Raw genomic sequence first — 23,962 nt, forward strand, 5'->3', positions numbered from 1 at the left:
CGTTTTACTCCCTGGTAAAATAAAGTGTAGTAGTTAAAGCGGACGGAGCCTGGCCTGCCGATGCTGGGTTGTAGTTGTACACGTTGCGTAAAACCAAATGGCTATTATCCAGTTGCACAACAGTTGGCGATTGGTTGTACGGCAGGCCGTTACTGTTGATTGTAATTTGGGCCGGTATATCGGTTACTTTTAATGTTAAGGTTGAATCGGCGACGCTATAGGTATAATGCGTTACCCAGTCAAAAAGCACATCGGCATTTATCGCTATAATTTTACCGCCAAAGCCAAAATTGCCGCTTTTTGAAATTGTAGCCGTTTTGCCAATGTTAAACTGGTAAAAATCGGCACTGGTAAAGCTATCCTCCATAAATGTGGTATCGTGCACAACAGTACTACCTATTGTTTCATGCAGGTTAAGTTTGGTTTGGTGCCATTTGCCTACAAGTTCCCCTGAACTAACGGAGCCAATGTCTTTTTTGCAGCCATAGAAGCCAATTGCTATGCACATTGCGAGTAACAGCGTATACCTTTTCATTTTTTTAGTGCTTTAAGTTTATTGCCGCCTTTAGTTCCGGCAGGTAAATAAGGTTGTTAAAGTCAATACGGCTGTATCAGGCGTTTCGCTACAAAGCACGTTAAATATTATTTTATAAAATATTGTAGACTAAGGCGTTACTTAACTTTAAACTCCTGGTTGTTAAACGGAGGGGTATCGGGTACCTTAATAACATTAAACTGGTGATGGGTAGTTTGATGGCAGCTGTTGCAGGCCCCGGTTAACAGCGCAAAGCCGGCTTCGAAACGCTGCGGGCTTTTTGCTTTAACGGCATTATTTACACTATCAACCGCAGGAGATAAAATAGGCAGCGATTTTATTTCGGGCCGATCTGTACAGTTTTTGTTAATGTCATCAAGGGCCTCCTTTATCTCGCCCATTTCAAATTCGGCAAGTTCCCAGTTTTTATTTTTACCTGCAAAATAAAGCTTGGCATGATGAATTTGTATGCCCAGCATAAATTCGCCTAAGCCGGGTTTATAGGTTTGGGCTACTTGCTTGTTCAGGCTATCCACTTTTGCCTGTAACGCACTTGTATCCGGGTTGCCGCAGCTCCAAAAGGCTAGCAGCACCAGCGCCAAAACTGTTATCTTAATACGCTCAATAACGAAACCAAGTGGTGTATTTCTCATTGTATATAATGTTAAATTATTTTAAATATACTCAACCCACGCTGTTATTGAAACGTAATTTGTTTATTTTAGAGACGAATTATCACCATTAACAACCTTAAAAGCCGTTATGACAATTGCCGCAACTGCCGAACCTGCACACTGGTCAAACATTCAAAAAATTGCGTTCCGCTTTTTTATGATATTTTTTGTACTCTATGTTCTTTTTAATCCCAACGGCGTATTGCCTTATTATGATTTAGTATCTAATATATACATCAATGCTTTTCACATTTTCATACCCTGGGTAGCCCAGCACGTATTGCATTTATCAAAACCCGTGGTTATAGTACCAACAGGAAGCGGCGATACTACCTACGACTACCTTATCTTACTCTTTATAACCGTAGTAACCGCCATCGGCACTATTATATGGTCAATTACAGGCCGTAACACCAGCAATTATAACAAGCTGTTTTATTGGCTCACCGTAGTGGTGCGCTATTATGTGGGAATTACCATGCTGGGTTATGGATTTTTTAAAGTGATAAAACTGCAATTCCCCGGACCATCATTTGGAAGGTTGATTGAACCTGTGGGCGATATGTCACCAATGGGGCTGGCGTGGACATACATGGGGCAGTCAGTTGGATTTAATTACTTTACAGGCTTTGCTGAAATCTCCGTCGGGCTGCTGCTGTTTTTCAGGAAGACCAGTACCCTTGGGGCTATTGTCGGCTTTGTAGTGGCGGGTAATATTATGGCTATTAATTACTGTTTTGATGTGCCGGTTAAACTATTATCAACGGCCCTGGTGGTAATGTGCCTTTTCCTGATGACGAGGGATGCAACGCGGCTGATAAACTTCTTCTTTAAAAACGCCGATGCAAGGCCGTCAAACCTCACACCGCACCGGTTCAATGCAAAATGGAAAAACATTACGCTTACCACGCTTAAGGTGTTGCTGATTGCTTACACGTTGATATTGGATTTTACCCAGGCGCTTTCGTCAGAAAAACAATATGGTGAAAAAGCCCCCAAACCGCCACTATATGGTTTGTATAATGTAGAAACCTTTATAAAAAACCGTGATACATTAAAACCGCTTACAACCGACACTACCCGCTGGAGCAAATTGATGGTAAGCTACGAAGGGGGCGCACAAATAAAACTGATGACTGACAGTATGAAATACATCAGCTTTAAGCCGGATATAAAAAAGCATACTATAGTTGCCAATACCTATGCTGATACCGTACATAAATACCACTTAACTTATACCAGCCCCAAACCAGATATTTTAATTTTAAAAGGCAACTGGAAAAAGGATTCCATCAACGTAACGCTCCGTAAAATTGATGCAACCAAATTCCGCCTGATTAACCGCGGGTTTCATTGGATTAATGAGTTGCCGTATAATAAGTAGACCATAGACGATGGACCATAGACCAAGGTAGCTGCAATTTACCCATTGATAAGTTGCACTGAAAACCTTTTATCCGGTAATTACCTACCATGTACTTTTAACTGACTATCGTCTATGGACTATCGTCTATCGTCTAAAAACAACAAAGGCGAATATCACTATCCGCCTTGCCCTCATTTATTAATCAATCAACCTAATTAATATCTTTCAATGTCGGATTTAGCATTTTCGATTTCGGATTTAAAAAAAGGACTTTCGCTTTTTAATAGTTGAAAATCAAAATTCCGAAATCGAAAATCCGACATCCGAAATCAAACCTAATCTTCCTCTTCGTCGAAGCTTTTCTGGCTGCTTTCCAGGTGCTTTAATATTTTGGCCTCTACGTAAAATATAATTTCTTCGGCAATGTTTTTTGCCTGGTCGCCAACACGCTCAAGCTTGCGGAAAACCGATAGAATATAAAGTGCCTCGGGTATGCTGTTTAAATCAGCTTTAATTACCTCGGCAATAGCTACCGGTGCACCTTCGTTAATAGCATCAAGCACATCATCACGTTTAAATATGCTGCGCGCCAACACGGTATCTTCTTTTTCAAATGCGGTGCGGGTGTCAATCAAAATATTTATCGCCTCGTCATACATGCGCAAAAGCGAGGTGCTCTCCAATGTCTTAACCTCAAAATTTACCGACGATTCAACCACATACAATGCAATACCTGCAGCTATATCACCTATACGCTCCAGGTTGGTATTTATTTTTAATGCTGCAAGCAAAAACCTCAAATCAACCGCAACAGGGCAGTACAGGGCGAAGATATTTTCGCAATCCCTGTCGATCTTAAGCTCAAAGGAGTTTACCCTTTTTTCCTTTATCAAAACCTCGCGGGCCAGGTCCTTGTCAAATTGTACCATGGCCTCTTTAGCCTTGTTCAACTGCGACTGAACTAGTATCCACATGCTAACCAGTTCTTTTTTAACCGCGGTAATTTCGTTTTCTAATGGTGTCATATTGCCCCCTAACCTCCGCCAGTTGGCCGAGGAATTTTTAAGTTTATATTAATAATTTAACTTCTTAAGCTAACTCTCCTTTGCTCCCCCTTCAGGGGGCTGGGGGGCTAACTGAACCTTCCTGTTATATAATTTTGTGTGCGTATATCGCTTGGCGCGGTAAACATTTGTTTGGTGTTGTCAAACTCAACCAGTTCGCCTAAGTAAAAAAACGCTGTTTTATCGCTTACACGGGCAGCCTGCTGCATGTTGTGTGTTACTATAATAAGCGTGTAGTTTTCCTTAAGCTCATGAAACAACTGTTCAACGCTGGAGGTAGATATAGGGTCGAGCGCTGAGGTTGGCTCATCAAACAAAATCACCTCGGGTTCCATGGCAATGGCACGGGCTATGCACAAACGCTGTTGTTGTCCGCCCGATAGAAAAGTACCTTTTTTATGTAACGAATCTTTAACTTCCTTCCACAAAGCGGCCGATGTTAATGATTTTTCAACTATGTTATCCAAGTCGGCCTTGGCCATTTTAAGGCCGTTCAATTTGTAACCGGCAACAACGTTATCATAAATGCTAAGGTTCGGGAAAGGGTTTGGCCTTTGAAAAACCATGCCTATTTTATACCTAACGTATATCGGGTTCATGTTATAAACCTCGTCGTCGTACAACTTTAACGATCCTTTTGCCGTTGCACCGGGTATAAGCTCGTGCATGCGGTTTATGCAGCGCAAAAAAGTGGTTTTACCGCAGCCGGACGGCCCCATAACTGCGATTACCTGGTTTTTTTCAATCCCGATGCTAACATCTTTAACAACGTGATTATCGCCAAACCATGCATTAAATTTTGATGCACTTACAACTGTATGTTCCATTTTCTTGTAATCAGTTTTGTGGTTATATTTAATATTAAAACAAACATTAATAGTATGAACGATGCCCCCCAGGCCAAATTGTGCCAATCGTCATAGGGGCTGGTAGCGTAAGTGTATATAACGTGCGGCAAGCTTTCCATCGGCTTGGTAACCGCGTACGACAAGTAAGAGTTGCCCAATGCGGTAAACAGTAACGGTGCAGTTTCGCCAATTATACGCGCTACCGACAGCATTATGCCCGACAATATGCCCGCGAAACCACAAGGTACAATAACTTTTATTATTACCCGGTGATACGGTACGCCCAATGATAAGGCGGCCTCTTTTAACGATGGCGGCAATAAACGTAACGTTTGCTCGGTCGACCGGATTACGATGGGCAGCATCATAATTGCAAGTGCACAGCTACCCGCAATGGCGCTAAACGAGCCCAGCGGTTTTACTATCCACAGGTAAACTACTATGCCTATCACAATTGATGGTACGCCCTGCAAAACGTCGACACACAGGCCGCTCCAGTAAGCCAGCTTGGTATGCGGGTTTTCGCTTAAATATATACCTGTAAGTATTCCAACCGGTATCGATACTACCGATGCCATTCCAACCATCAATAAACTACCTACCAGGGCGTTGGCAATACCACCACCAGGTTCGCCTACCGGCGTTGGCACATGGGTTAAAAAGTGCCAGTTAACTTGTGTAACCCCCTGCTTTATTATATAAAGCAACACAACAATAAGGGGCAGCGTAATTAAAAAGGCCAGAAAAACTATCAGTCCTTTAAACAACATGCTTTTGGTGTTTCTTATTCCTATTCGTGCATCCATAAGATTAGTTGTTAGTAAACCTGGTGATTATACGTTTACCAATAAGGTTAATAATCACGGTAACAAAAAACAGCACCAGGCCAAGTTCAACCAGTGCCGACAAGTATTGCTCGTGGTCGGCTTCGGTAAATTCGTTGGCTATAACGCTGGCCATGGTATTGCTGGGGCCAAAAATTAAATCCTTAAAGTTATGCGCCAGCGTTGGGGTATTACCAATAAGCATGGTAACGGCCATAGTTTCGCCAAGTGCGCGGCCTAATGACAGCAGCACCCCTGCAAATAAACCTGTGCGGGTATAAGGCATAACCACGCTGCGGATAACCTCGAAACGTGTAGCGCCTAATGCATAAGCCCCTTCCTTTAATGCCGAAGGCACCATGCGGATAAGCGTAATGCCTAACGAAGCTGCATAAGGTATTATCATTACAGCCAATACTAACGATGCAGTTAAAACACCGATACCGTAAGGCGCAACACCTATTTTGGTCTCAATTTGCCTGATTATAGGCACCAGCACAAACAATCCCCAAAAACCGTAAATAATTGATGGAACAGCTGCAATAAGCTCAATGGAGTTTTTCAACAGGTTTGATAACCAGCCTTTAGGATTATACTCGCCCAGGTAAATTGATACCGCGTATGAAAATGGTATAGATAGAAGAAGGGCGATAAATGACGTTAACAGCGTGCCTATTAAAAAAGGATAAGCCCCGTATATGTTTTGTACAGGGTCCCAAACCTTGCTCCATAAAAACCCGAAGCCTGAAGACTTAACAGATGGAATGGATTCTTTTATCAGTGTTATTAAAATGCCAACAACTATCAGCACCAGCACAACACCCATAAATATCAATAGCCGCCTGAAAATAGTTTCCCATTTCATTTGGCTGTACGAGAGGTCTAATCTTTTATTCTTCACAAAATTGGGGATTTGTTATTCTCTATTCAAGAGTCAAGAGCCAAGAGTCAAGAATCAAGATTAACTCCTGCTTCTTTTCTCTTGACTCTTGGTTCTTTATTCTTGGCTCTAAATTAACTATAAAATCGCTTTACCATCATAAGTGGCCGATTTCAAAATTTTCTCAGCAACTTTTAAAGCTGACTTTGAAAGCGGTGCATAATTTAAAGGTGCGCAATTTTTCTGACCATCGTGAATGTTGTACCATAATAACTTTAACAGTTGTTTAGCACGGTCAGCACTGCGGTCGCTATATTTTTGCTCTTTGTAAATTAAAGCCCAGGTAAAGCTGGTGATAGGGTAACCTTTAGGGTTATCAGTATTTGTTAACGATACCTCAGCATTTGCCGGCAGCTCAACGTTGCTTGATGCTGTAGTAGTTTCCAATGTTGGGGTAATAAATTTACCGGTCTTGTTAGCTATATCAGCAAAAGTCATTTTGTTTTGAAGAGCGTAAGCTAACTCGTTGTAGCCAATAGCGCCCGGAGTTTGTTTAACCAAACCGGCAACACCTTCGTTACCTTTACCGCCTAAACCGGCTGGCCAGTTAACAGCAGATGCTTTACCTACTTTTGAAGCCCACTCAGGGTTAACTTTCGTTAAAAAGTCAGTGAAAATGAAAGAGGTACCGCTACCGTCAGAACGGTGGATAACAACTATACCTGTTTCAGGCAATTTAGTTCCTTTGTTAAGTGCAGCAATTTTAGGATCGTTCCAGGTAGTAATTTTACCAAGGTAAATATCACCTAACACAGCACCGTTCAAATTCAAACCTGTTGTAAGGCCCGGTACGTTGTAAGTAATTACAACTGCGCCCGATGCCATTGGAATATGCAATACCGGAGCAGCAATTTTTTTAGCCTGGTCTGCGTTTAACGGAGCATCTGATCCACCGAAATCAACAGTTTTGTTAGTCAGCTGCAAAATACCGCCGCCTGAACCAATTGACTGGTAATTAACTTTAATGTTTGTTTTAGCAGCATACTCGGCAAATATTTTCGAGAACAATGGGTACACGAATGTACTGCCTGCACCTAGCAGGGTGTTGTCCTGAGCCGAAGCCGATAACGATAGTGCGCTTGCAGCGATTGCTACGGCAGCTACCTTTAAACTTTTAATTACTTTCATTTTGTTTTTGAGTTTTGAGTTTTTTGTTCCTTGGTTACCTATTAATTATTTACCGAATACGTAGTAAACAGTAGCTCTGTAAACCAGGTTGTGGTCAGGGGCAACGTAACCTGTGGTTGATGCATCTCTATTGTCTTTGTAGTTAACTAACCAAATGTTTGGCTCAAAGTGAACGCCTTTAGCTGGTTGGTAATCTAAACCCAAAGTGTAGAAATTTTCTTTAACGGTTGGGTTGTATGAACCGTAGTTAGTGTTAACTGTGTACGAAGCAGTTTTATCGAATTTAGTATCAGGCTGATAAGCATCGAAACGTGCGAAGTAGTTAAGTGTCTTTGAAATTGCTCCTTTGGCAAAAACTGAGAAACCTTGTGCAGTAGCATTTTCAGGAGTGCCAGCTTTGCTAACGCCGCTTGCAAATTTCTGAGTGTATGCCTCAACACCAATTGTAATTGGTTTGGTATTGTATGCTGCAAAAATTTTGAACATGTTATGGTTCTGTCCGTCAGGAATTGGTGTAGACGAAGGAGATGTTTTAACATAATCTGCATAGATATCTACGTAAAGCTTTTTGTTTAAAAACTTACCCCACAAATCACCGTAGAAAATTTTGTAGAAACCTGTGTTATTATTAGCTGCAGATAATAAGCTTGATGTGCTGTTGTTACCCACCATAAATACGTAACCAAAGTTTTTAACAGCAGGGTCAAACGTTCCTTGTAAAGCAGCACCCAAATCATATGAGTTGTTTTTGTGGATATCTGTTATGGTTTTCTCAATTGAACGGTAACCCCAGGTTGCTTCTGATAATGAAGTAGGACCGTTTGTTCCGGGCTCATTCAATGCAAAGCCGGGAGTTCCCATTTCACCAATAACAAGGTCGGTTCCGTTCCAAAGGTCTCTGATCCTTAAGTTTGCATTTTTGATCCAGAAGGCCATTTTACCGTCAACCAGGTTGTCGCCGTTTTGGATTGTATTAGTAGCACCTGCAAAAGAACCAGTGTTAGCGTTAGGCTCAGAAGCCAATAACAATTCTACTTTGAATTTTTTGGTTATTTCATAATCATAACCTAAGTAGATACGACGGAATTGGAAAGCGTTACGGTATTTAGGTACACCGTTGTACTGATTTTCGCTACCTCTGTTGGTTGCATCAGCGTGTGCATTATAATACAAATCGCCAAATACATAACCCCAAATTCTTCTTTGTGGTTTCCATGAAGTATCTTCAGCAGCTTTAGTAGTTTTCTTTACTTCGGCAGGTGCAGTAGTGCCTGCATCGGTAGTAGTAGTTTTTGCGGCCGGAGCGGCGGCTAGAACCTGTGAATTTGTTTGCGCTTTAACAGTGATAGCACCCAGTGTTAACGTTGCTACGGCTGCTATACTAAAAAGTCTTGTAAACATTGTTTTCATAATCAATTAAGGATTAAATAAATTTTGCCTCAAAAGTGGGGCAGCAGCATTATCTTAATGTTAACAGATCATTAATCTTTGATGATATTATTTAAATGTTAACTTAACCTTAAAAGCATCGAAAAACGCTATAAAAACGCAATTTGGTGGATTTTAAAAAATAACAAATAACTGATTTTTAAGCACTTACATTGACTTTTCGTTATACGAAAATTGATAACACAGATTTAACATTGCGCCTATTCTGTTTAATATACACTTAACAATACAGCCGTATTTTTGGGTTTTCCTAATAATATAACTGTTTATGAGGGTTTTAATCCAGGATTTTCTGCCAAACCGCGAATTGTTCTACGCCAAGCTTAATATGGCTGCAAAAAATGCACACAATATGGCAACTTTGCTTTTGGCGGTTATTGAAACTGCGCCAGGCGAAGCACGGGACCAGTTGTGTAAACAGGCAGATAAACTGGAACACTATGGCGATGAGATAACCCACAAAATTTACCTGGCGCTTGACAGGATTGTTTTTACCCCCCTAAACCGTAACGATATACATGTATTGGCCGGCGCGATTGACGATGTTGCCGATATGATAAAGGAAGCAAGCACGCGCATAAACCTTTATAACATAACCGATATAAGTACCCCTATTAGTGAACTTACCGGCATCATACAAAAGGCCTGTGCCGAAATACAAAACAGCGTTGCACTGCTAAGAAAACATCGTGCGGACAATGAAATACTTATTGCCTTGCGCCAGGTAAAACTCTACGAACGCCAGGCCGACCGGATTTACTACAACGCAGTAGCCAGCCTGTTTGCAAATGATAAGGACCCCATTAACGTAATTAAATACCGCGAGATACTGCAATCGTTAGAAAACACGGTAAACAAATGCAAAAGCGCAGCTGATGTGCTGGAAGTGGTTTTGATAAACAGGTAATCTATAAAGGCGTCATTGCGAGGAACGAAGCAACCTCTACGTAGGACAGTCATGAACCTAAATCTTAATATTGACCTTAAAGCCGCTTTTAGGTCACCAAAAAGTTTTGTATCGTTGATTTGCACGCGCAGAGGTTGCTTCGTTCCTCGCAATGACGGTCTCGTTTGGGTTTTGACTTTATCCCGCTTTTTGCTCCCCTACCAGGCCCTGGTCTTTTAAGTCTTTCAACTCAAGCTCGTAGGCACGCATGCGGGCGTGCAGTATATCAAGCTCGGTGCGCATCATCTGTATTTCGGTAATCAGTTTGGCCGATTCGGGTTTGTTGATCTTCTTTTCGCCGGTACCGAGTATGAGCCACTCGGGCGAGTATTTGAGCTGGAAACACAGCTTGCGGATAAGGTAATAGCTAACGTCCTGCTTTTTGTTTATCACTTTGCTGATAAACCCCTGGTCGACACCAATTGCACCCGCAAGTGCAAGCTGGCCGCCATGCTCTTTTACAATTACCTTTAACCGTTTTACTATTGCTTCGTCAGACATTTTGATTGCAATAATAAACAAAGATGCGGAATAGTCAAGGGTTAGTTTTCTTTTAACTTGATTGGGTTGAATTCAGTTGTTTAGGTTGATTAAGTTGTCGAAAACCTAAAATCAAAAAGGCCGCAAGTTGTTTTTAAACCTGCGGCCTTTCACCTAAAAAACTCAATTAACTTAATCCAACTTAACCAACTAAAAAAATTACCCCACCATCACAAATTCGCTGCTGTGCTGATGTACCAGGTCAAGCAATTCATCAAGCCTTGCATTGTAAGCCTCAATTGAAATTTGCCCGTTATTATATTTTGCTGAAAGCACTTTAAGCTCCTGTACTTTCGACAGCCTTAAACTTTCTGATTTGTTATTATAAAGATTTGCCATTGTTGATGCGGCCGCCATATTTAAAGGCGCATCGTCATAACGCAAAATGGCTTTTAACGATTGTATTTTTTGTTCTGTTGCCTTTAATAGGAACATTGGAGGTATGCTTCTGCTCTCGCGCAAAACCGCTGTAACTTTTACATTTTGCTTTTTATCGAACTTTAAAATCATTACTATGATTGTTACCCCTGCAATCAGAAAGAAAAAAAATATGTCCATCGTTTTAAGATTTATCAATTACCTAGCCAAAACATTCGGTGATTGATGTTCTTTTACGATAGTGAGGTTTAAGTAGTTACGTTTATTTAAAAAAAAGTTTGGGGAAGTTCATAGTTGATAGTTCATGGTTCATAGCAGCTACAATTGGCACATACCTTTTATCTTGGTTCTTGACTCTTGGTTCTTGGTTCTTGGTTCTCCACCTCTTCCGGCTATGATCTATGAACCATCAACCATGAACTAAAGTTCCTTCTCATAGCACAAAAACCGCATGCCCGGCCTAAAGCCGAGGCCTATTTCGCCGGCGTATTGGTAGCCCAGCTTGGGGAAAAGCTTTTGGGTAGCCTGGTTATTGGTATTGGTATCTACTCGTAATTTACTGATGCCTTTATTTATGGCCACCTGTTCGGCTTGTAACATCAGGCCCACGGCTACGCCCTTACCCTGGTACCGCGGACTAACAGCCAATCTGTGCGTTACTATCGCCGTTTCGTTAATGTCCCAGCCAACTTCGGCATATTCCGGCTCCTGGTCGGTGGTGATGGCGCTTATGCCTGCAATATCGCCGTCAATTTCGGCAAGCCAAAGCTGGTTTAGGGCTATATCTTTCTCAAAAACAGCAGGATTTGGGTAAGTATTGTCCCACTGCATGTTGCCGGCCGCATTCATTAATGGCACAACTTCAGCAATTAGCAGCATTATTTGGGGGATATCGGTAAGGGTGGCAAGGCGAATTAACACGATTTAAAGATTTAAAAGATTTTCAGGATCGATGTGTTTATCATCGATTACAAATTGCTACAAAAATAACCAATGCAAATATGTTTACCATTAATAAAAACAGGTATGTCTTACCTTTCGAAATTAACTTAAAAAAGAAAATAACGTAAGCCATGATCGTTAAAAGGCACTTTTTTGACCTAAGGGATTGAATAAGGATAAAGTGTTACTGAATTTTTCTTGTTGATTGTTCACAAATGTTCGGACTAAATTGTTAAAAGCGTTGTTTACCTTTAGCTTAACAATTAAACCAAGTAATATGAGTAGTGATTATATTAATAGAATAATGTCTGGTCAAGAAAATATCCACAATATCAATACGGCCGCGATTGAGAACGCATCTAAACAAATGGATGATGCATTACATGCAAAGGAGTTGCAACGACTGAAGGAGAGACAATCAGATAGAATGTTTCAAATTGTATTGGTACTGCTTGGAGCATTAGCGGGTGCAACTATCACGTTACTAATAGAACATTTCGTAAAGGGTAATTAATGCTTAGGGTATATGAAAGACAATGAAACGATACAAGGCTATCAAATTATAATGCAGGGAGTAATGAATAAGTTTAGTGAATCATTTGGAATAGGGAGTAAACCAATATATGATTACGTTGAGCCAGTTTTTGAAAATGGCTGCATTATTGGTGTTCGGATAATTGATAAAGATTTGCAACAATATTTGATAGATGAAATCAAATTAATTTACCCGATTAGTTAATTCCGGACAGAAAATGAACTCATCGGTGTATATATATCCGTGCGGTTTATTCATTAAAATTACCAAATAGTTTTATGTTGATTTTGTGAACTGTCCCCGCTGGAAACATTTCGGGCAGACTATTATTTGCGTGAATTGCTCTGGATGCAATTTACAGTTGCTTTTCAAGGCATAATTGCAAGTAAGGTCTATCAAAAATCTACAAATAATCAAATCACAACAAAAAACCTATGGCTATAGGCTAATCGGTTTCTCAAGCTATGAGATAATTTCTTTTTTTTCTCTGATCCTTGTCTTTTAATGTATTAATTAAAATAATAATGGAATACAAAATGGATAGTTACTTCTTCTATTTTTTAATATTAGCCAGCCACATATTATTTAGCCAACCTTAAATAAATAATGAAACTAAAAATTAAGCGGCATCAAATGTTGCGTCAACAATGTGTGCAATTAGCCTTTCCATTGCTTGAGGTTTTAATTTATTAAATGGAGTAGGCTCAAGGATGTATTTTTCTAATACATAGAGGATTAAATGACATCTAACTTGAGATTTTTTACCAGTATGTTTTTTCTCATACATGCTGTCATCTAAAACAAAGCTAAATCTATCAATACTTGGGGTGCCAGAAATCATTACGCAGACATAACACTTGTCTTTATTATAAACTTCGTCACAAGATAAAATAACAGCGGGATGTTCTAAATATTCATCGTGTTTTTTTGGCATCTCAAAATTTAATGAGACTATATCCCCTTTCTTAAAAGACATTTAATTATATGTAGAAAGTATAGACTTACGGCCAAAATCAGATATTTGCTGTTTTAAAACTTCATCTGTTATTAAACTTTCGTGTTCTTGATAAGCGATCTTATGCAAACGAGCCTCTGTTTTATAAACCATTTTTTTAAATGGTTTGAATGCAATTTGCATTTTCCTACTTTTAGTATTAATCATAGACCTATCTAACCTTTCAATGAAAGAGACTAATTTTTTAAACGACTTTAACTCTTTAGCTGCTTCTTGAGAACTAAGATTAGTAATACGTACAAAATCTTTTTCCAATATCTCGCAGCCGGAGGTAAAATCATTCACAAGACTATGCTCTAACCTATCAGCAAATGCTTTAAGATTGTTGTAAACCCAAATACGAAATAAAATCAATAACGATTTTTCGCTTCGATATAAATATGAGTCAGCGGTTAGCATTTTAAAAATGATTAATTGTGTTGAGTATATGAAGTAATTAAACATTATAGTTTTTTTAAAACTATTTGATGAAATGTAAAATTATTACATATTAGTATTAAATCCGTCTTACAAATGTATCACAAAAAACATACCGTGTATACTTTTAAAAAATATTTGTTAACATTTTCTTAGTAAGTTATAGTTGCATCATAAAAATGCTAACAGATTTTTTACGTAAATATGAGATACTTTGTTGTGTAGTTTCTTGCACATTATGACTATATGACAAACAAAAAGGTTTAATTGTTACAGATAAGAAAATTACTTTAGCTTATATACCAAAGATACCCAATCTTAACAAAATAAATGCTGACACTATTTTGTTAGTCCTATTCTGTTAACCCTACCCCACCACAATCTTCATCCTGCTATCCTCATGCAAAGCCTTAATAATCCTTGCCGGGTTTTTCCATTCAAACAGGTGGATGAGCCAAACCGTAAAGCGCATAAAGCCCTCCATGTGTATCAGGCCGCCGGCGAGTTTGGTGATTGTTTGGTCGCGCTGGGTTATGCAGGTGGTGTAGTCGGTGCCTTGCTTTTTTACCAGTTCTTCGGCAAAGCACCAGGCGCCATCACGGGCATTATTAATGCTGAACTGTATCAATATTGATGTTTGGTTATTATAATGCAGCCCCAGCAGCGATAACAGCGGCGACATCCTGTCAATATCATTCACCACCTGGTAAGTCAGGGCTGATATAATGGTATTAATGGCGTCAAAATCGCCTTGTACGCCATCCATTTGCCCGCCCGATACTTCGGCAGCAGCAATACCAAGATCGAGGTTAATGTGGGCATTCATCCCCAGCAATAACTGCTGCAGCACCAGTGCCGATGAACTTTTGGTAGCCTCGAACGCTACCCGCCACGATCCTGAAATTGGCTGGTTAGCCTTCCATGCGGCCAAAGCATCCAAATAACGGTTGGCAAACGTAACGTCAAACTTTTCCATCCGGGCGCCATCCTGGAACTGCCCTTTGGCAATACCATCGCGCACGGCGGCGGTTACCTTATAATATAAGGCAGCAAAATAACCCATCCGGTTGTTGGTGTTAATGCTGTCGGTAATAATAGCTTCTAACTGGGTAATTACTTCATCAATAGTAGTAGCTGCCATGGTGAGGGTTTCAGGTAAGTATTAAGCAGCCTAAGCAGCTGCCCTTCAGTCAAAAATAATATTATAATATGATATCGCTGCCAAATTGTGCTAAATACGCCTGCACCTGGCTATAAATATCGTTGTCCTTACCTTTTACAAAACGCAGGGGGATGGCAATCTCGCTGCCGTAATCGCTCACCCATTTCAAATTGAGTTGTATAAGCGACGAGCTGCGACCGCGGATAAGTTCGACGCTTTTCACATCTTTCCAGTCGACAGTAATATTGCGGAGATAATCAATTATGCAGGTTTCATTAAGTTCGAGCGCGGTTTGGCCTTGTGCGGCGGGCAACAGCCTTTTAACTATCAGCAATACGCTTACGGCTACAAACACCAAAACAAACACCCCGTAAATTAACCAGGCAGCATTGCTGTGACTGGCGGCTACGTTCGAAAACAGCATCAGCATTAACACCAGCATCACCACAAATGTGGCCAAACTATAATTTAAGCTGTATGGATATTTAATGGGTTCCATTTTGAAGTCGGAAAAGTCGGTAAAGTCCGAAGATAGGGAAATAAGTTAAAAGCAGATACCTGGCTTTTCAGGAAAATCGCGTTTACAAATCAAACGCGGCCTTTCCGATAGCGATGGGTTTAAAACCCATCGCTATGCAGAAGCCGCGCTTATTTTATCAGCAATTCATCTTTTTGACTTTCAGACTTCAGACTTCAGACTTCAGACTTCAGACTCCTCCCCCTACAACCCTATCAATTGCCCCAAAACATCCTGCGGACTTGCCGGATCGCCTTTCATATTTTGCTGGTCGAAATAGTTGTGCCAGCCGGCGGCTTCAACCAGGCCTTCAAATGATTTAGCCATTTCGTCGGACGGGAACGTCCATACTGCAAAAAAATCAAACGGGAGGCGCTTATCGGTGTCCGGGTCATTTACACCCCAGGTAATTATTTCAACGCCCTGTTCGGTTAATTGTTGAATTGCGGGGCCAAGCTGTGAAATGTATTCGCCGCGTTGTTGCTGATCTAAGTCGAGCCACGCTTGTTTGGCGTTCCAGGCTTCAATGTAGTATTTCATGCTGTTAGGGTTTAATAGTGAAGGGGTTATCAATATTATTGAATAAAAATTGGATTATCACTATTGGTTATGGAAATACTACTTTTTTACTACTATAGAAAGTCAGTAAAGTCCGGAAAGTCGGTAAAGACCGAAAGATAGGAAAATCACGTATAGGGCTGTTCAAATAACCAACAATTGAATATGCCGCACTTGTCATCGTTCTGCCGCCCGACCTATACTCAATAATATCATATCCTCCAAAATCAATAATAATGTGGCAACTGCAAAGTTAGATCACCAATGCTTTACTATTTAGAGTTAGCTGCGATCTTATTTTCATGTATGAATTCGATGTCAGTTGAATCGTGTATTATATTTATAAATCCCTCGTGCGGTTCTTTTTCAGCTACGTAAAAATAAGTGGCAGTCACAAGGTCAGAATTAACAGAAACCAAATCACCAACGGTTAGGCCATCCGGAACGCGGGTATATAACTCAGCATTGTCTCCAAATATCTTATATGGGAATTCGATTGTTGATGTTGATTTTGTAAATTTTGGCGTATTCGTATTTTTCAATTCCAGCAGAATTATTCCAAAAGCGTGGTTTTGGGAAGTTTTGATACCTGTTACTTTACCAGTAAATTTGATGCCATTGTGCAGCAAATGCGCATCTTTAATTTCTTGTTTTTTATCGTTTTTGCGCGATAAAAAGACCAAAGACATAAAGATCAACAGTAATATTATGTACTTTAAGTACTTCATTTATTTAATATCTTATCGTAGCGACCAGTTACAATTGTGGACAAAATTGAAGTCTACAAGAAATGACTTCAATTCGATGAAAGCCTAATCTTCATCCACTCTGACTTTTCGGACTTTACTATCTTCCCGTCTTCCGAGCTTTCCCATCTTTCGGACTTCCCCCCTCAATGATTATGCTTCTTATGAATATCCTTTACCAGGCACAACTTTTTAATTTCTTCAATCTTTATAACAAACGGCGAATATTTAAGCCTGTCGCCAACAATTTCGGTAATGTTGTCTGAATGGGCGATTACTTCGTCTTCATTGTCGCTGGCAAGCAGGCGCTTGTACATGCGGTAGTCGCCCCATTCAATATAATATACTTCGCCGGGCAGTATTTTACGGTCGTGGATTATTTTTAAGGCCACCCAGCAGCCGTTCTCTAAATAGGGATACATGGAATGCCCCCAAACCGGCAGGGCAAAGTCACAATCCTCGATACCCGGAAAGTTCATGTGCCCCATAGGTTCTTTATCATTAATATCGCTGTAAACCTCAACACCCGAGGCCGTTGCAATAATTTCATACATCGGGATACCTTCAAATTTTGCACGCGGACCTGTTGGCTGTTCAGATTTTACTGTATTTTTTCCGCCGGGAAGGTATTCGCTGTATTTTTCTTTAAATATCTTTAGTTTTTCTGGATCAATGTTTTGCCGACTCTTTATTATTTCTGTAATTGAACTTATTGAGTTAAACCCCAGCACCTCGGCCAGTTCGGCATTTCCGTTAAAAGCTTTACCACGAAGCTGGTTATAAAGTATAATAAACTCCAGCGTCTCGGGCCTGATCAACTTTATTTTGTTTTTAATTGGCTTCTCGTTCATAATGTTGATAAATATTTTAATTTATTTTCTTTACAAATATACATTTTTTTCTTTATATTTGCATTGTAATCTTTTTCTAAAGTACTACAATAATTATTAAATCCCAACAAATGTTTAAAGAATATACAGAATATGCCCCCGGCCCCTAAAGGGGAGTAATTAGCATCAAGCCTATTCCCTACCCAATGGCAATCACTAAATGAAAAATGCTCCCCCTTTAGGGGGTTGGGGGGCTAACCGACTTTACCGACTAACACCATGCACCTGGCCTATTCAGCAATAAACATAACAATCAATAATCAGCAAACCAGTACCCAGCACCATAACGGCGAAACCGAGCAGCTGCTGCGCTACCGGGCGTACCAATACACCTGCGAAAAGTACCGGAACGAAATTGCGGCTATACAGAAATACATCAAGGGATGGCTGCCAAGCCCCCCGGCGCCCTGAAGGGGGAGCAAATGAAAAAAGTCTTTATCCCTGACGAAGGCTATACTAAATTAAAACGCTCCCCCTTTAGGGGGCCGGGGGGCTAATTACCATGATAAAAATATCTCAAAAACTAACCGACAAGCTGTGGTGGCTCATCATTGCAGTTGATTATGACTACAACCGCATTACCATTGCCGACCACGACCTTACCGAGGACACATTAACCCTCTGGCTGGAAGATAAGCACGATTTTAAAAACACGCTGGACGAATGCCTGCAGGTGGATATCCCCGCAAAGCAATTTGCCAGGCTTATTAAAGAGGAAAACCTGAACAGCTACGAGGGTTCGAAAATGCATCATTCAAAAAACTACGTTTACAAAACGCGCATCGAAATTAATGCCCCGCTTAACTGGTACCTCGATGATGCCAGCCGTACCGAACAGCTATGGGCGCGGGAAACCGTACTTAAAACCCTGCTCACCCAGCTGATTGAAACGCAAACCCTGGGCGAAGACATGGTTTTATATTAATATATTATGCCAATTAGCATATTAAACATATTTAAACAATAATATTCAGATGAACTACATTACACAAATAAAAGCCTTTTGGCTATTGCACCAAAAGCACGATTTTAACGCTACCGATACCGCCCTTTACTTTTACCTGCTGGAGGTTTGCAACAGCACCAATTGGGTGAACCCGTTTAAACGAAACAACGCCAAGGTACTGGCAGATCTGCACCTATCAAGGGCTACTTTCTTCAGGAGCCGCAGCAAGTTAAAAAAGGCAGGTTTGCTAACTTTTGGCCCAAAAAACGGCACCGCAAACGTAACCTATAAACTAACCGATTTGGAAGCTATGTATCGTGATAGAAATCAGCCAGATACAGCAGTTAAGTGTTCAGGTAGTGATACAGGTGCTGATCCGGGTTTTGTTGCAGGTAGCGTTACACTAAATAAAAACAATAAACCAAAACCAAAACAAGTAGTAGTAATAAGCTGTGAGCAAGCTTTTGCTTTTTATGTTGAAACCATGAATAACCGAATGCTTAAAGACAGGTTCGGGCTCGACAATAATGCCATGCTTGCGCATTTTAAAACTTTTTACGACTCAAAAATTGACCTCGGCGATCTCGACAACAAAACTATTGAGCAAATAGCCCGCAACTTTTATTATTGGCTGCCTATACACCTTGCAGCGGGGCAAAAACAAAAAGAAAAAAGTTGCGCCAAAAAAGAAAAAACAGGTGGCGCAGGTTTCGAACAGCCGCAAAGAGGGTTCGCGGTGGCGATGAAGTTTGCAGATGTTAAAATGCGGGAGGATGTTTTATGAGCGGGGGTGAATCGAACATAGGCGGGTTATTAGCACAGAGCGCCAGGCAAATGCAGCAAAACACGAACGGGCAGGTGCCCGCACGCACAACCGTACAGGCAGGCGTGCCGGTAAAAGCGGGTAACGCCGGGGTGGCTATTTTAAAGCAGCAGACGGTGAACCATCTCCCTAAAAAAGATGTATTCGCTGTGGTGCTGATGAGCATTGCCAAAGCGTTTATAGATACCGGCACAAAAGAGATAAGCGAGGCCGACCGCAATTACCTGGTGAATGAGCTTACAGACAACATTATTAAACGCTACCCATCTATAAGGCTGAACGAAATCCCGGAGGCAATATGGCAGGGCGTGCGCAACCGCTTTGGCGAGTATTATGGGCTGAGCCTGGTTACGTTTGAGCGTTTTATTGAGCAGTGCCTGCTGTCGGACAAGCGCACCGGGCTGGTTAAGGCCCTGCCTTGCGATGATGCGCCCAGGCATGCCCCTACCCTGCAGGTGCAGTTTGAAACAGCAAAGGAGAACGCATTGCGGGCATTGAAGCGTAAAAAGGACAAAAAGGACGTATCGGCAATGGCTACATCGGTTTATAATTTTTTAGACAGCATAAAGCTGCTTTCATTTACCATCCGCGAAAAAAACGAAATGATGGCCGATGCCACCCGCGAACTGATTGACGAGCTTAAATACAAACAACTGCTGGTACCCTACATTGAGCGCGCCGCCATTAAAAAAAATATTGAGGCTTACCGCAATGCCATTACAGAACACACGCCGGTAACCGAAGAACAGCTCACCCTTGTAAAAATGAGGGCCAAAAAACTGGCGCTGGATGCTTTTTTGAATAATATTATTTTGGAAGGCGAAGATTTGGCGGAATTGATTGATGGGAGGCGGGACGCTTTTTTACAACAAAAAAAATAAGCTCGTCATTGCGAGCTTAACATTATATTATTGCGACCATTCCCGCCGCGTCATTGCGAGGAACGAAGCAACCTAACCACCCCGTCATTGCGAGGAACGAAGCAACCTCTACGAAGGACATTCATGAACCTTATAGTATAAAGGGACCTTGCAGCGGCTGATAGGTTACCACAAGCATTTTGCTCCTTGATTTGCACGCGTAGTCCGCCAGCTGGCGGATCGTTCCTCGCAATGACGCATGGAGAGGGTGTTTTTGTATCACCTGTATCGTCAACTGAGTCACTACAGCGATACAAGCGATACAGGGTTTGATTGAGGGCAGGCGGGATATATTTTTAGGTGAATAAATTTATAAAACTTGTCATTGCGAGTTGTAAAATACTGAGGGGGCACTTGAAGGCGAAATAACAAAAAGGGGTGTCATGCTGAGGCACTCGAAGCATGAGCGCAATGGCCTGTACGACTTACTTAGCACGCGGGCACTGGCCTTTACGCTCGCCCTTCGAGTACCTCAGGGTGACATGCCACCACTCGTTCAATAGATTATCTGCCATGGGGTAGCGTAGCGCGGCAACCGCGAACTATTCAAGGCGGCTCTGCAAAGTTCGCGATTGCTTCGTTCCTCGCAATAACAAGCGGGCGAGTTTCACGCAGCACTTCACGTTACCTGTTTCCAGCCGCATTTTTATGCTGGTAAATCGGTGAAAGCATCCGGCGTTTCATATTTTGCCAATACCCTTTGCACGGCAGGCTGAATATACCATACCCCTATTGGAAACATCCAAAGGCAAAAAAAAGCCTTTAACGAGTCGCTACGGTTAACTATTTCCCCCTCAATCATCGACTCGAGCATACGGGCTGCAAACATCCAAATGCTAAGCTGTAGATAGATTAGAATCAATAAAAAACAAGTAAAAAAAACTGCGTTATAGATTGAATCGAAAGGGGAAAATTGTGAATAGGCAGATAGATTGTATGCAAATAAGGTAATACCCACCAAAAGCAAGCAATGCACTTTAAATAACTTGGTGCCGGGCCTGATATCTGACGGGAGAAACGAATTCATCTTCATTCCAATGGTGTAAATCCACCCAATATAAAAAACAAAAAACACAAAATTCCAAATGCCTGCAGAATCCAAAAACGTCGTAAAGTATGATGGTACCGTCATCAAGAGAAATAATTGCCAGTGCTTTAAGCGAAGTAAAAAATCCATTGTGATGGGTTATAAGCCCTAAAGTTAAAAATCCTTATCAATAACACACAACATGCAATTAATTAAACACCCCACCCCCTGGCTGGCAACAGCCCTGCTGGCAGCATTATGCATAGCAATGCTGATTATTGTAAAACACTATAATGCAATAAATTAGAATAAAACGGGTCGTGTCTCAGTCTGATTTTCTATCAGGTTTAAAAAACAAAGAATAAAACCAGTATCCAAAATTCAAGACCACCCAGTTTAAGCCACTTAACATGAATCCTAAAAAAGGTATAAATAAAATAGGGATGATAAATCCCACCAAGCCCGTCCTTGGCCTGTTATTGAATTCTACAGGTACAATATTGAAAAGAGCTAAAAAACCTGCTAAAATTGAAAACGGAATTATAAAGAACGTGGTCGCGAAGAATATCTTTTTAAATGGGAAGCTTTGCACTTGATTAGGTTTTTAGTTTGTAAAAAAGTCACTTGCTGGTTGGGATAAATTTAGGAATAAGTTTTTAGAATCAATTTGCCCGCCTTAGAATTCCCGCTGTTATTATAAAAACAAGTTCCATTTTCAATAAATAATTATCTTTAACAAACCAAAATACCCCTTATGCAACGATTGTTCCTGCTGCTGGTAATTGTGATTGCTTTTAGTGCCTGTAAAAAGGGCTCAAGCGGCAAAACTACGTACGGTTCGGCTACCGAACTTGTTAAACAGCAAATAACCCATTACGACCTGATACATGCCGATACCGACCTCTACACTTACGATGCCGGCAACCACTTAACCACACATGCCATGATGTACCATGGCCTTGCAATAAATGCTGATGTGTATAAATATGACGGTGCTGATGAACCCTCCGAAGTGGATAATTATGATGTTACAACCGGCAAGCTGCGTACCAAATATTCATTTGCTTATTCGGCCGGTAAGGCAATTGTAACCGAGCATAACGGTGATGGCTTGCTAACCTTTTTGGACACTTTAAGACTTAACAGCAAAAACCAGGTTGCCAGGCTTTACCGCGGTGCATTTTACAACGCTTTTACTTACGATGTACGGGGGAACGTAAGCTCGGTACAAGGCTTTAAAATAGCCGATGATTCGCCGGCAACGGTAGTAGGCGGCCCGGCAATTTATGACGAGGGTAAAAATCCATTTTCGGCCGTGAAACCCAACTACTACTTTTCGTACCTGCTTTACGTTGGCTCATACAGTACTTATGTAAATAATTTATCGGGCGGGTTTGTGTACCAGTTCGACGGGAACGGATATCCAACCAAAGAATCCATAGTGGGGCAACCGAATTTTTATGTGTTGTATAGCTATACGACGTTATAACAGGTTTTGCTAAACTATCTTCAACTGATACTTACTCAACAACCCATGTATGCCTTGTGCCGAGAAGGCCGCTTTTTTAACGATATTAATTTCAGGGTCGATGTCGTAGTTGTAGGCGGTGATAAAGTTGGCGCTGCTGATGTCGGTGCGGTTAAATATGGCGCCATTCAGGTCGCAGTCGTCAAATACGGAGCCGGCGAGGTTGGCCTGGGTAAAGGTGACCTCTTTTAAAGTTGATTTACTGAACCGGGTTTTCAGCATCTTTTTCAGCATAAATGACGAGTAATCCAATATGCAGCCGGCAAAGCCGACGCTAAACAAAAAATCGATGCAGTCGGTAAAGTTTACGCCCAGCACTTTGCAGTTTTTAAATTCAACACTGCTCAGGGTGCTTTTGGTAAGCTTCATCATGGTTAGGTTGCAGCCATCAAAAACACAATCGATAAACTTGTTATTGGCAAAGTTGCTATTGCTGAAATCGCACTTTTTAAACGTGCAGCCATTGTACTCGCAGCCGCTTACCGTCGTGCCTGCGTAGCTGATGTCTTCAAAAGTTTTATCGTCGTGAACGGAGCCCATTAATTGGTGAATTTGTGATTTAGTGAATTAGTGATTGCCCCCACTATCAATATCCCGCCTGCGAAGCGTCTTTCGGACTTTCGGACTTTTCCGTCTTTCGGACTTTCCGAACTACTCCACCACCTCATCAATAAACAACAACAGATCCTGGTGGAAAACGTCGCGTTTAAATTCGGTGCCGGTGTAGTAAACTACGGTTACATATTCATCGCTTTCAATCAGCGCTTTGGTTGTGGGGTCTTCGGTAAGTTCGTAACCTTCAACAGCCATTTTGGGGCCATCGGCAATCATCACCACAACATCGCCTAAAACAAATTTCTTTTCCATGGGGAAGGGGTTTATCGTTCTATTTTAACAAGTTCTTTGGCTTCTTTTACCAGTTCCTCAACGGCACTTTCCTCTTCGGCAGGCTTACTGGCATATTGAAGTTTGCGGAAACGCCACATAGCGAACGCAGGCTCCTGCATGCGGTTTATCAGTTTAAAAAACTTCGGGTAGTTGTGCACCTCTTCCAGCAGCACGCCGGTAACAATACCGCTGTTATCCAGTATTTCGCGTATGGTGTACTCCTTGTCGCGGGTTATCCATATCTCAAAATCCTGCCTTATCTCCGTGCTTTTGTCGGGGTCAATTTTATCGTTAATGCAAATTACTTTATCGCCGGGTTTCATACTGCAAATTTAAGCAGCAAAATTGAAAATTGT

31 protein-coding genes are annotated in these 23,962 nt (G+C 41.2%); 9 read left to right on the forward strand and 22 right to left on the reverse strand.

Annotated elements, in window-relative coordinates:
• Positions 1 to 4 precede the first annotated feature (4 nt).
• Positions 5 to 535 (reverse strand): hypothetical protein, encoded by a 531-nt coding sequence (locus NAF19_RS02270; RefSeq protein WP_252788123.1) that lies wholly within the window; start codon positions 533 to 535, stop codon positions 5 to 7.
• A gap of 137 nt (positions 536 to 672) precedes the next feature.
• Positions 673 to 1,188 carry a hypothetical protein gene (locus NAF19_RS02275; RefSeq protein WP_252788124.1) on the reverse strand — a complete coding sequence of 172 codons (516 nt, stop codon included), beginning with the start codon at positions 1,186 to 1,188 and terminating at the stop codon, positions 673 to 675.
• 109 nt (positions 1,189 to 1,297) lie between these two features.
• On the opposite strand from NAF19_RS02275, the gene NAF19_RS02280 reads away from it, so the two are divergent.
• On the forward strand, positions 1,298 to 2,593 hold the full coding sequence (locus tag NAF19_RS02280) for a hypothetical protein (RefSeq protein ID WP_252788125.1): 1,296 nt from the start codon (positions 1,298 to 1,300) through the stop codon (positions 2,591 to 2,593).
• 317 nt (positions 2,594 to 2,910) lie between these two features.
• Here the strand turns inward: NAF19_RS02280 and phoU are convergent, their stop codons facing one another.
• The 6 genes from phoU to NAF19_RS02310 all read right to left on the reverse strand — a co-directional run bounded on the left by phoU (position 2,911) and on the right by NAF19_RS02310 (position 8,780).
• Positions 2,911 to 3,600 (reverse strand): phosphate signaling complex protein PhoU, encoded by a 690-nt coding sequence (phoU, locus tag NAF19_RS02285; RefSeq protein WP_252788126.1) that lies wholly within the window; start codon positions 3,598 to 3,600, stop codon positions 2,911 to 2,913.
• A 107-nt stretch (positions 3,601 to 3,707) separates the two neighbouring features.
• Positions 3,708 to 4,466 (reverse strand): phosphate ABC transporter ATP-binding protein PstB, encoded by a 759-nt coding sequence (gene pstB / locus NAF19_RS02290; protein ID WP_252788127.1) that lies wholly within the window; start codon positions 4,464 to 4,466, stop codon positions 3,708 to 3,710.
• Entirely contained in the window at positions 4,448 to 5,293 is an 846-nt protein-coding gene (pstA, locus tag NAF19_RS02295; RefSeq protein ID WP_252788128.1) for a phosphate ABC transporter permease PstA, read from the reverse strand. The genes pstB and pstA overlap by 19 nt, the downstream gene beginning before the upstream one ends.
• A 4-nt stretch (positions 5,294 to 5,297) precedes the next feature.
• Positions 5,298 to 6,212: a phosphate ABC transporter permease subunit PstC gene (gene pstC / locus NAF19_RS02300; protein ID WP_252788129.1), complete on the reverse strand. Its 915-nt coding sequence runs from the start codon at positions 6,210 to 6,212 to the stop codon at positions 5,298 to 5,300.
• 117 nt (positions 6,213 to 6,329) lie between these two features.
• Positions 6,330 to 7,379 (reverse strand): phosphate ABC transporter substrate-binding protein PstS, encoded by a 1,050-nt coding sequence (gene pstS / locus NAF19_RS02305; RefSeq protein WP_252788130.1) that lies wholly within the window; start codon positions 7,377 to 7,379, stop codon positions 6,330 to 6,332.
• Positions 7,380 to 7,424: 45 nt separating this feature from the next.
• Positions 7,425 to 8,780, reverse strand: a complete 1,356-nt coding sequence (locus NAF19_RS02310) for a hypothetical protein (RefSeq protein ID WP_252788131.1) — start codon at positions 8,778 to 8,780, stop codon at positions 7,425 to 7,427.
• Positions 8,781 to 9,096: 316 nt separating this feature from the next.
• Between NAF19_RS02310 and NAF19_RS02315 the strand changes: the two genes are divergently transcribed.
• Positions 9,097 to 9,735: a DUF47 domain-containing protein gene (locus NAF19_RS02315; RefSeq protein ID WP_252788132.1), complete on the forward strand. Its 639-nt coding sequence runs from the start codon at positions 9,097 to 9,099 to the stop codon at positions 9,733 to 9,735.
• Positions 9,736 to 9,912: 177 nt separating this feature from the next.
• Here NAF19_RS02315 and NAF19_RS02320 read toward each other — a convergent pair whose 3' ends face one another.
• The 3 genes from NAF19_RS02320 to NAF19_RS02330 all read right to left on the reverse strand — a co-directional run bounded on the left by NAF19_RS02320 (position 9,913) and on the right by NAF19_RS02330 (position 11,613).
• Positions 9,913 to 10,275: a helix-turn-helix domain-containing protein gene (locus NAF19_RS02320; RefSeq protein ID WP_252788133.1), complete on the reverse strand. Its 363-nt coding sequence runs from the start codon at positions 10,273 to 10,275 to the stop codon at positions 9,913 to 9,915.
• A 198-nt stretch (positions 10,276 to 10,473) separates the two neighbouring features.
• Positions 10,474 to 10,872: a hypothetical protein gene (locus NAF19_RS02325; RefSeq protein ID WP_252788134.1), complete on the reverse strand. Its 399-nt coding sequence runs from the start codon at positions 10,870 to 10,872 to the stop codon at positions 10,474 to 10,476.
• A gap of 240 nt (positions 10,873 to 11,112) precedes the next feature.
• Positions 11,113 to 11,613, reverse strand: a complete 501-nt coding sequence (locus NAF19_RS02330; RefSeq protein ID WP_252788135.1) for a GNAT family N-acetyltransferase — start codon at positions 11,611 to 11,613, stop codon at positions 11,113 to 11,115.
• 298 nt (positions 11,614 to 11,911) lie between these two features.
• On the opposite strand from NAF19_RS02330, the gene NAF19_RS02335 reads away from it, so the two are divergent.
• Together NAF19_RS02335 and NAF19_RS02340 are read left to right on the forward strand one after the other, a co-directional pair.
• Positions 11,912 to 12,148: a hypothetical protein gene (locus NAF19_RS02335; RefSeq protein ID WP_252788136.1), complete on the forward strand. Its 237-nt coding sequence runs from the start codon at positions 11,912 to 11,914 to the stop codon at positions 12,146 to 12,148.
• A gap of 12 nt (positions 12,149 to 12,160) precedes the next feature.
• A complete protein-coding gene (locus tag NAF19_RS02340; RefSeq protein ID WP_252788137.1) occupies positions 12,161 to 12,373 on the forward strand; it encodes a hypothetical protein in 213 nt (70 codons plus the stop codon).
• Between the two features lie 415 nt (positions 12,374 to 12,788).
• Here NAF19_RS02340 and NAF19_RS02345 read toward each other — a convergent pair whose 3' ends face one another.
• The 7 genes from NAF19_RS02345 to NAF19_RS02375 form a co-directional block, all read right to left on the reverse strand.
• Positions 12,789 to 13,145 (reverse strand): type II toxin-antitoxin system PemK/MazF family toxin, encoded by a 357-nt coding sequence (locus NAF19_RS02345; protein WP_252788138.1) that lies wholly within the window; start codon positions 13,143 to 13,145, stop codon positions 12,789 to 12,791.
• Positions 13,146 to 13,583, reverse strand: coding sequence for a hypothetical protein (locus NAF19_RS02350; protein ID WP_252788139.1), 438 nt, complete (start codon positions 13,581 to 13,583; stop codon positions 13,146 to 13,148).
• A gap of 385 nt (positions 13,584 to 13,968) precedes the next feature.
• Positions 13,969 to 14,742, reverse strand: coding sequence for a DUF5995 family protein (locus NAF19_RS02355; RefSeq protein ID WP_252788140.1), 774 nt, complete (start codon positions 14,740 to 14,742; stop codon positions 13,969 to 13,971).
• A 61-nt stretch (positions 14,743 to 14,803) separates the two neighbouring features.
• Complete coding sequence (locus tag NAF19_RS02360; RefSeq protein ID WP_252788141.1) at positions 14,804 to 15,262, reverse strand: hypothetical protein; 459 nt, start codon at positions 15,260 to 15,262, stop codon at positions 14,804 to 14,806.
• A 222-nt stretch (positions 15,263 to 15,484) separates the two neighbouring features.
• Positions 15,485 to 15,820, reverse strand: a complete 336-nt coding sequence (locus tag NAF19_RS02365) for a DUF6616 family protein (RefSeq protein WP_252788142.1) — start codon at positions 15,818 to 15,820, stop codon at positions 15,485 to 15,487.
• Between the two features lie 290 nt (positions 15,821 to 16,110).
• Positions 16,111 to 16,566, reverse strand: coding sequence for a hypothetical protein (locus NAF19_RS02370; protein ID WP_252788143.1), 456 nt, complete (start codon positions 16,564 to 16,566; stop codon positions 16,111 to 16,113).
• Positions 16,567 to 16,730: 164 nt separating this feature from the next.
• A complete protein-coding gene (locus NAF19_RS02375; protein WP_252788144.1) occupies positions 16,731 to 17,435 on the reverse strand; it encodes a S24 family peptidase in 705 nt (234 codons plus the stop codon).
• 258 nt (positions 17,436 to 17,693) lie between these two features.
• Between NAF19_RS02375 and NAF19_RS02380 the strand changes: the two genes are divergently transcribed.
• From NAF19_RS02380 to NAF19_RS02395, 4 genes are all read left to right on the forward strand, one after another.
• On the forward strand, positions 17,694 to 17,885 hold the full coding sequence (locus NAF19_RS02380; RefSeq protein WP_252788145.1) for a hypothetical protein: 192 nt from the start codon (positions 17,694 to 17,696) through the stop codon (positions 17,883 to 17,885).
• 91 nt (positions 17,886 to 17,976) lie between these two features.
• Entirely contained in the window at positions 17,977 to 18,399 is a 423-nt protein-coding gene (locus NAF19_RS02385) for a hypothetical protein (RefSeq protein ID WP_252788146.1), read from the forward strand.
• A 49-nt stretch (positions 18,400 to 18,448) separates the two neighbouring features.
• Positions 18,449 to 19,204 carry a hypothetical protein gene (locus NAF19_RS02390; RefSeq protein ID WP_252788147.1) on the forward strand — a complete coding sequence of 252 codons (756 nt, stop codon included), beginning with the start codon at positions 18,449 to 18,451 and terminating at the stop codon, positions 19,202 to 19,204.
• The gene (locus tag NAF19_RS02395) at positions 19,201 to 20,124 is read left to right on the forward strand and encodes a hypothetical protein (protein ID WP_252788148.1); all 924 of its coding nucleotides are present in this window, start codon (positions 19,201 to 19,203) and stop codon (positions 20,122 to 20,124) included. Before NAF19_RS02390 ends, NAF19_RS02395 begins: the two co-directional genes overlap by 4 nt.
• 685 nt (positions 20,125 to 20,809) lie before the next feature.
• On the opposite strand, the gene NAF19_RS02400 is transcribed toward NAF19_RS02395, so the two are convergent.
• Positions 20,810 to 21,340: a hypothetical protein gene (locus NAF19_RS02400; protein WP_252788149.1), complete on the reverse strand. Its 531-nt coding sequence runs from the start codon at positions 21,338 to 21,340 to the stop codon at positions 20,810 to 20,812.
• Positions 21,341 to 21,944: 604 nt separating this feature from the next.
• Here NAF19_RS02400 and NAF19_RS02405 point away from each other — a divergent pair.
• Positions 21,945 to 22,679, forward strand: coding sequence for a hypothetical protein (locus NAF19_RS02405; RefSeq protein ID WP_252788150.1), 735 nt, complete (start codon positions 21,945 to 21,947; stop codon positions 22,677 to 22,679).
• 9 nt (positions 22,680 to 22,688) lie between these two features.
• On the opposite strand, the gene NAF19_RS02410 is transcribed toward NAF19_RS02405, so the two are convergent.
• The 3 genes from NAF19_RS02410 to NAF19_RS02420 form a co-directional block, all read right to left on the reverse strand.
• Positions 22,689 to 23,258: a pentapeptide repeat-containing protein gene (locus NAF19_RS02410; RefSeq protein ID WP_252788151.1), complete on the reverse strand. Its 570-nt coding sequence runs from the start codon at positions 23,256 to 23,258 to the stop codon at positions 22,689 to 22,691.
• A gap of 111 nt (positions 23,259 to 23,369) precedes the next feature.
• Entirely contained in the window at positions 23,370 to 23,585 is a 216-nt protein-coding gene (locus tag NAF19_RS02415) for a YodC family protein (protein ID WP_252788152.1), read from the reverse strand.
• 11 nt (positions 23,586 to 23,596) lie between these two features.
• The gene (locus NAF19_RS02420) at positions 23,597 to 23,929 is read right to left on the reverse strand and encodes a hypothetical protein (protein WP_252788153.1); all 333 of its coding nucleotides are present in this window, start codon (positions 23,927 to 23,929) and stop codon (positions 23,597 to 23,599) included.
• Positions 23,930 to 23,962: the final 33 nt, after the last annotated feature.

This window comes from Mucilaginibacter flavidus, assembly GCF_024055575.1.
In the GTDB taxonomy this organism is placed as follows: Bacteria; Bacteroidota; Bacteroidia; order Sphingobacteriales; family Sphingobacteriaceae; genus Mucilaginibacter; species Mucilaginibacter flavidus.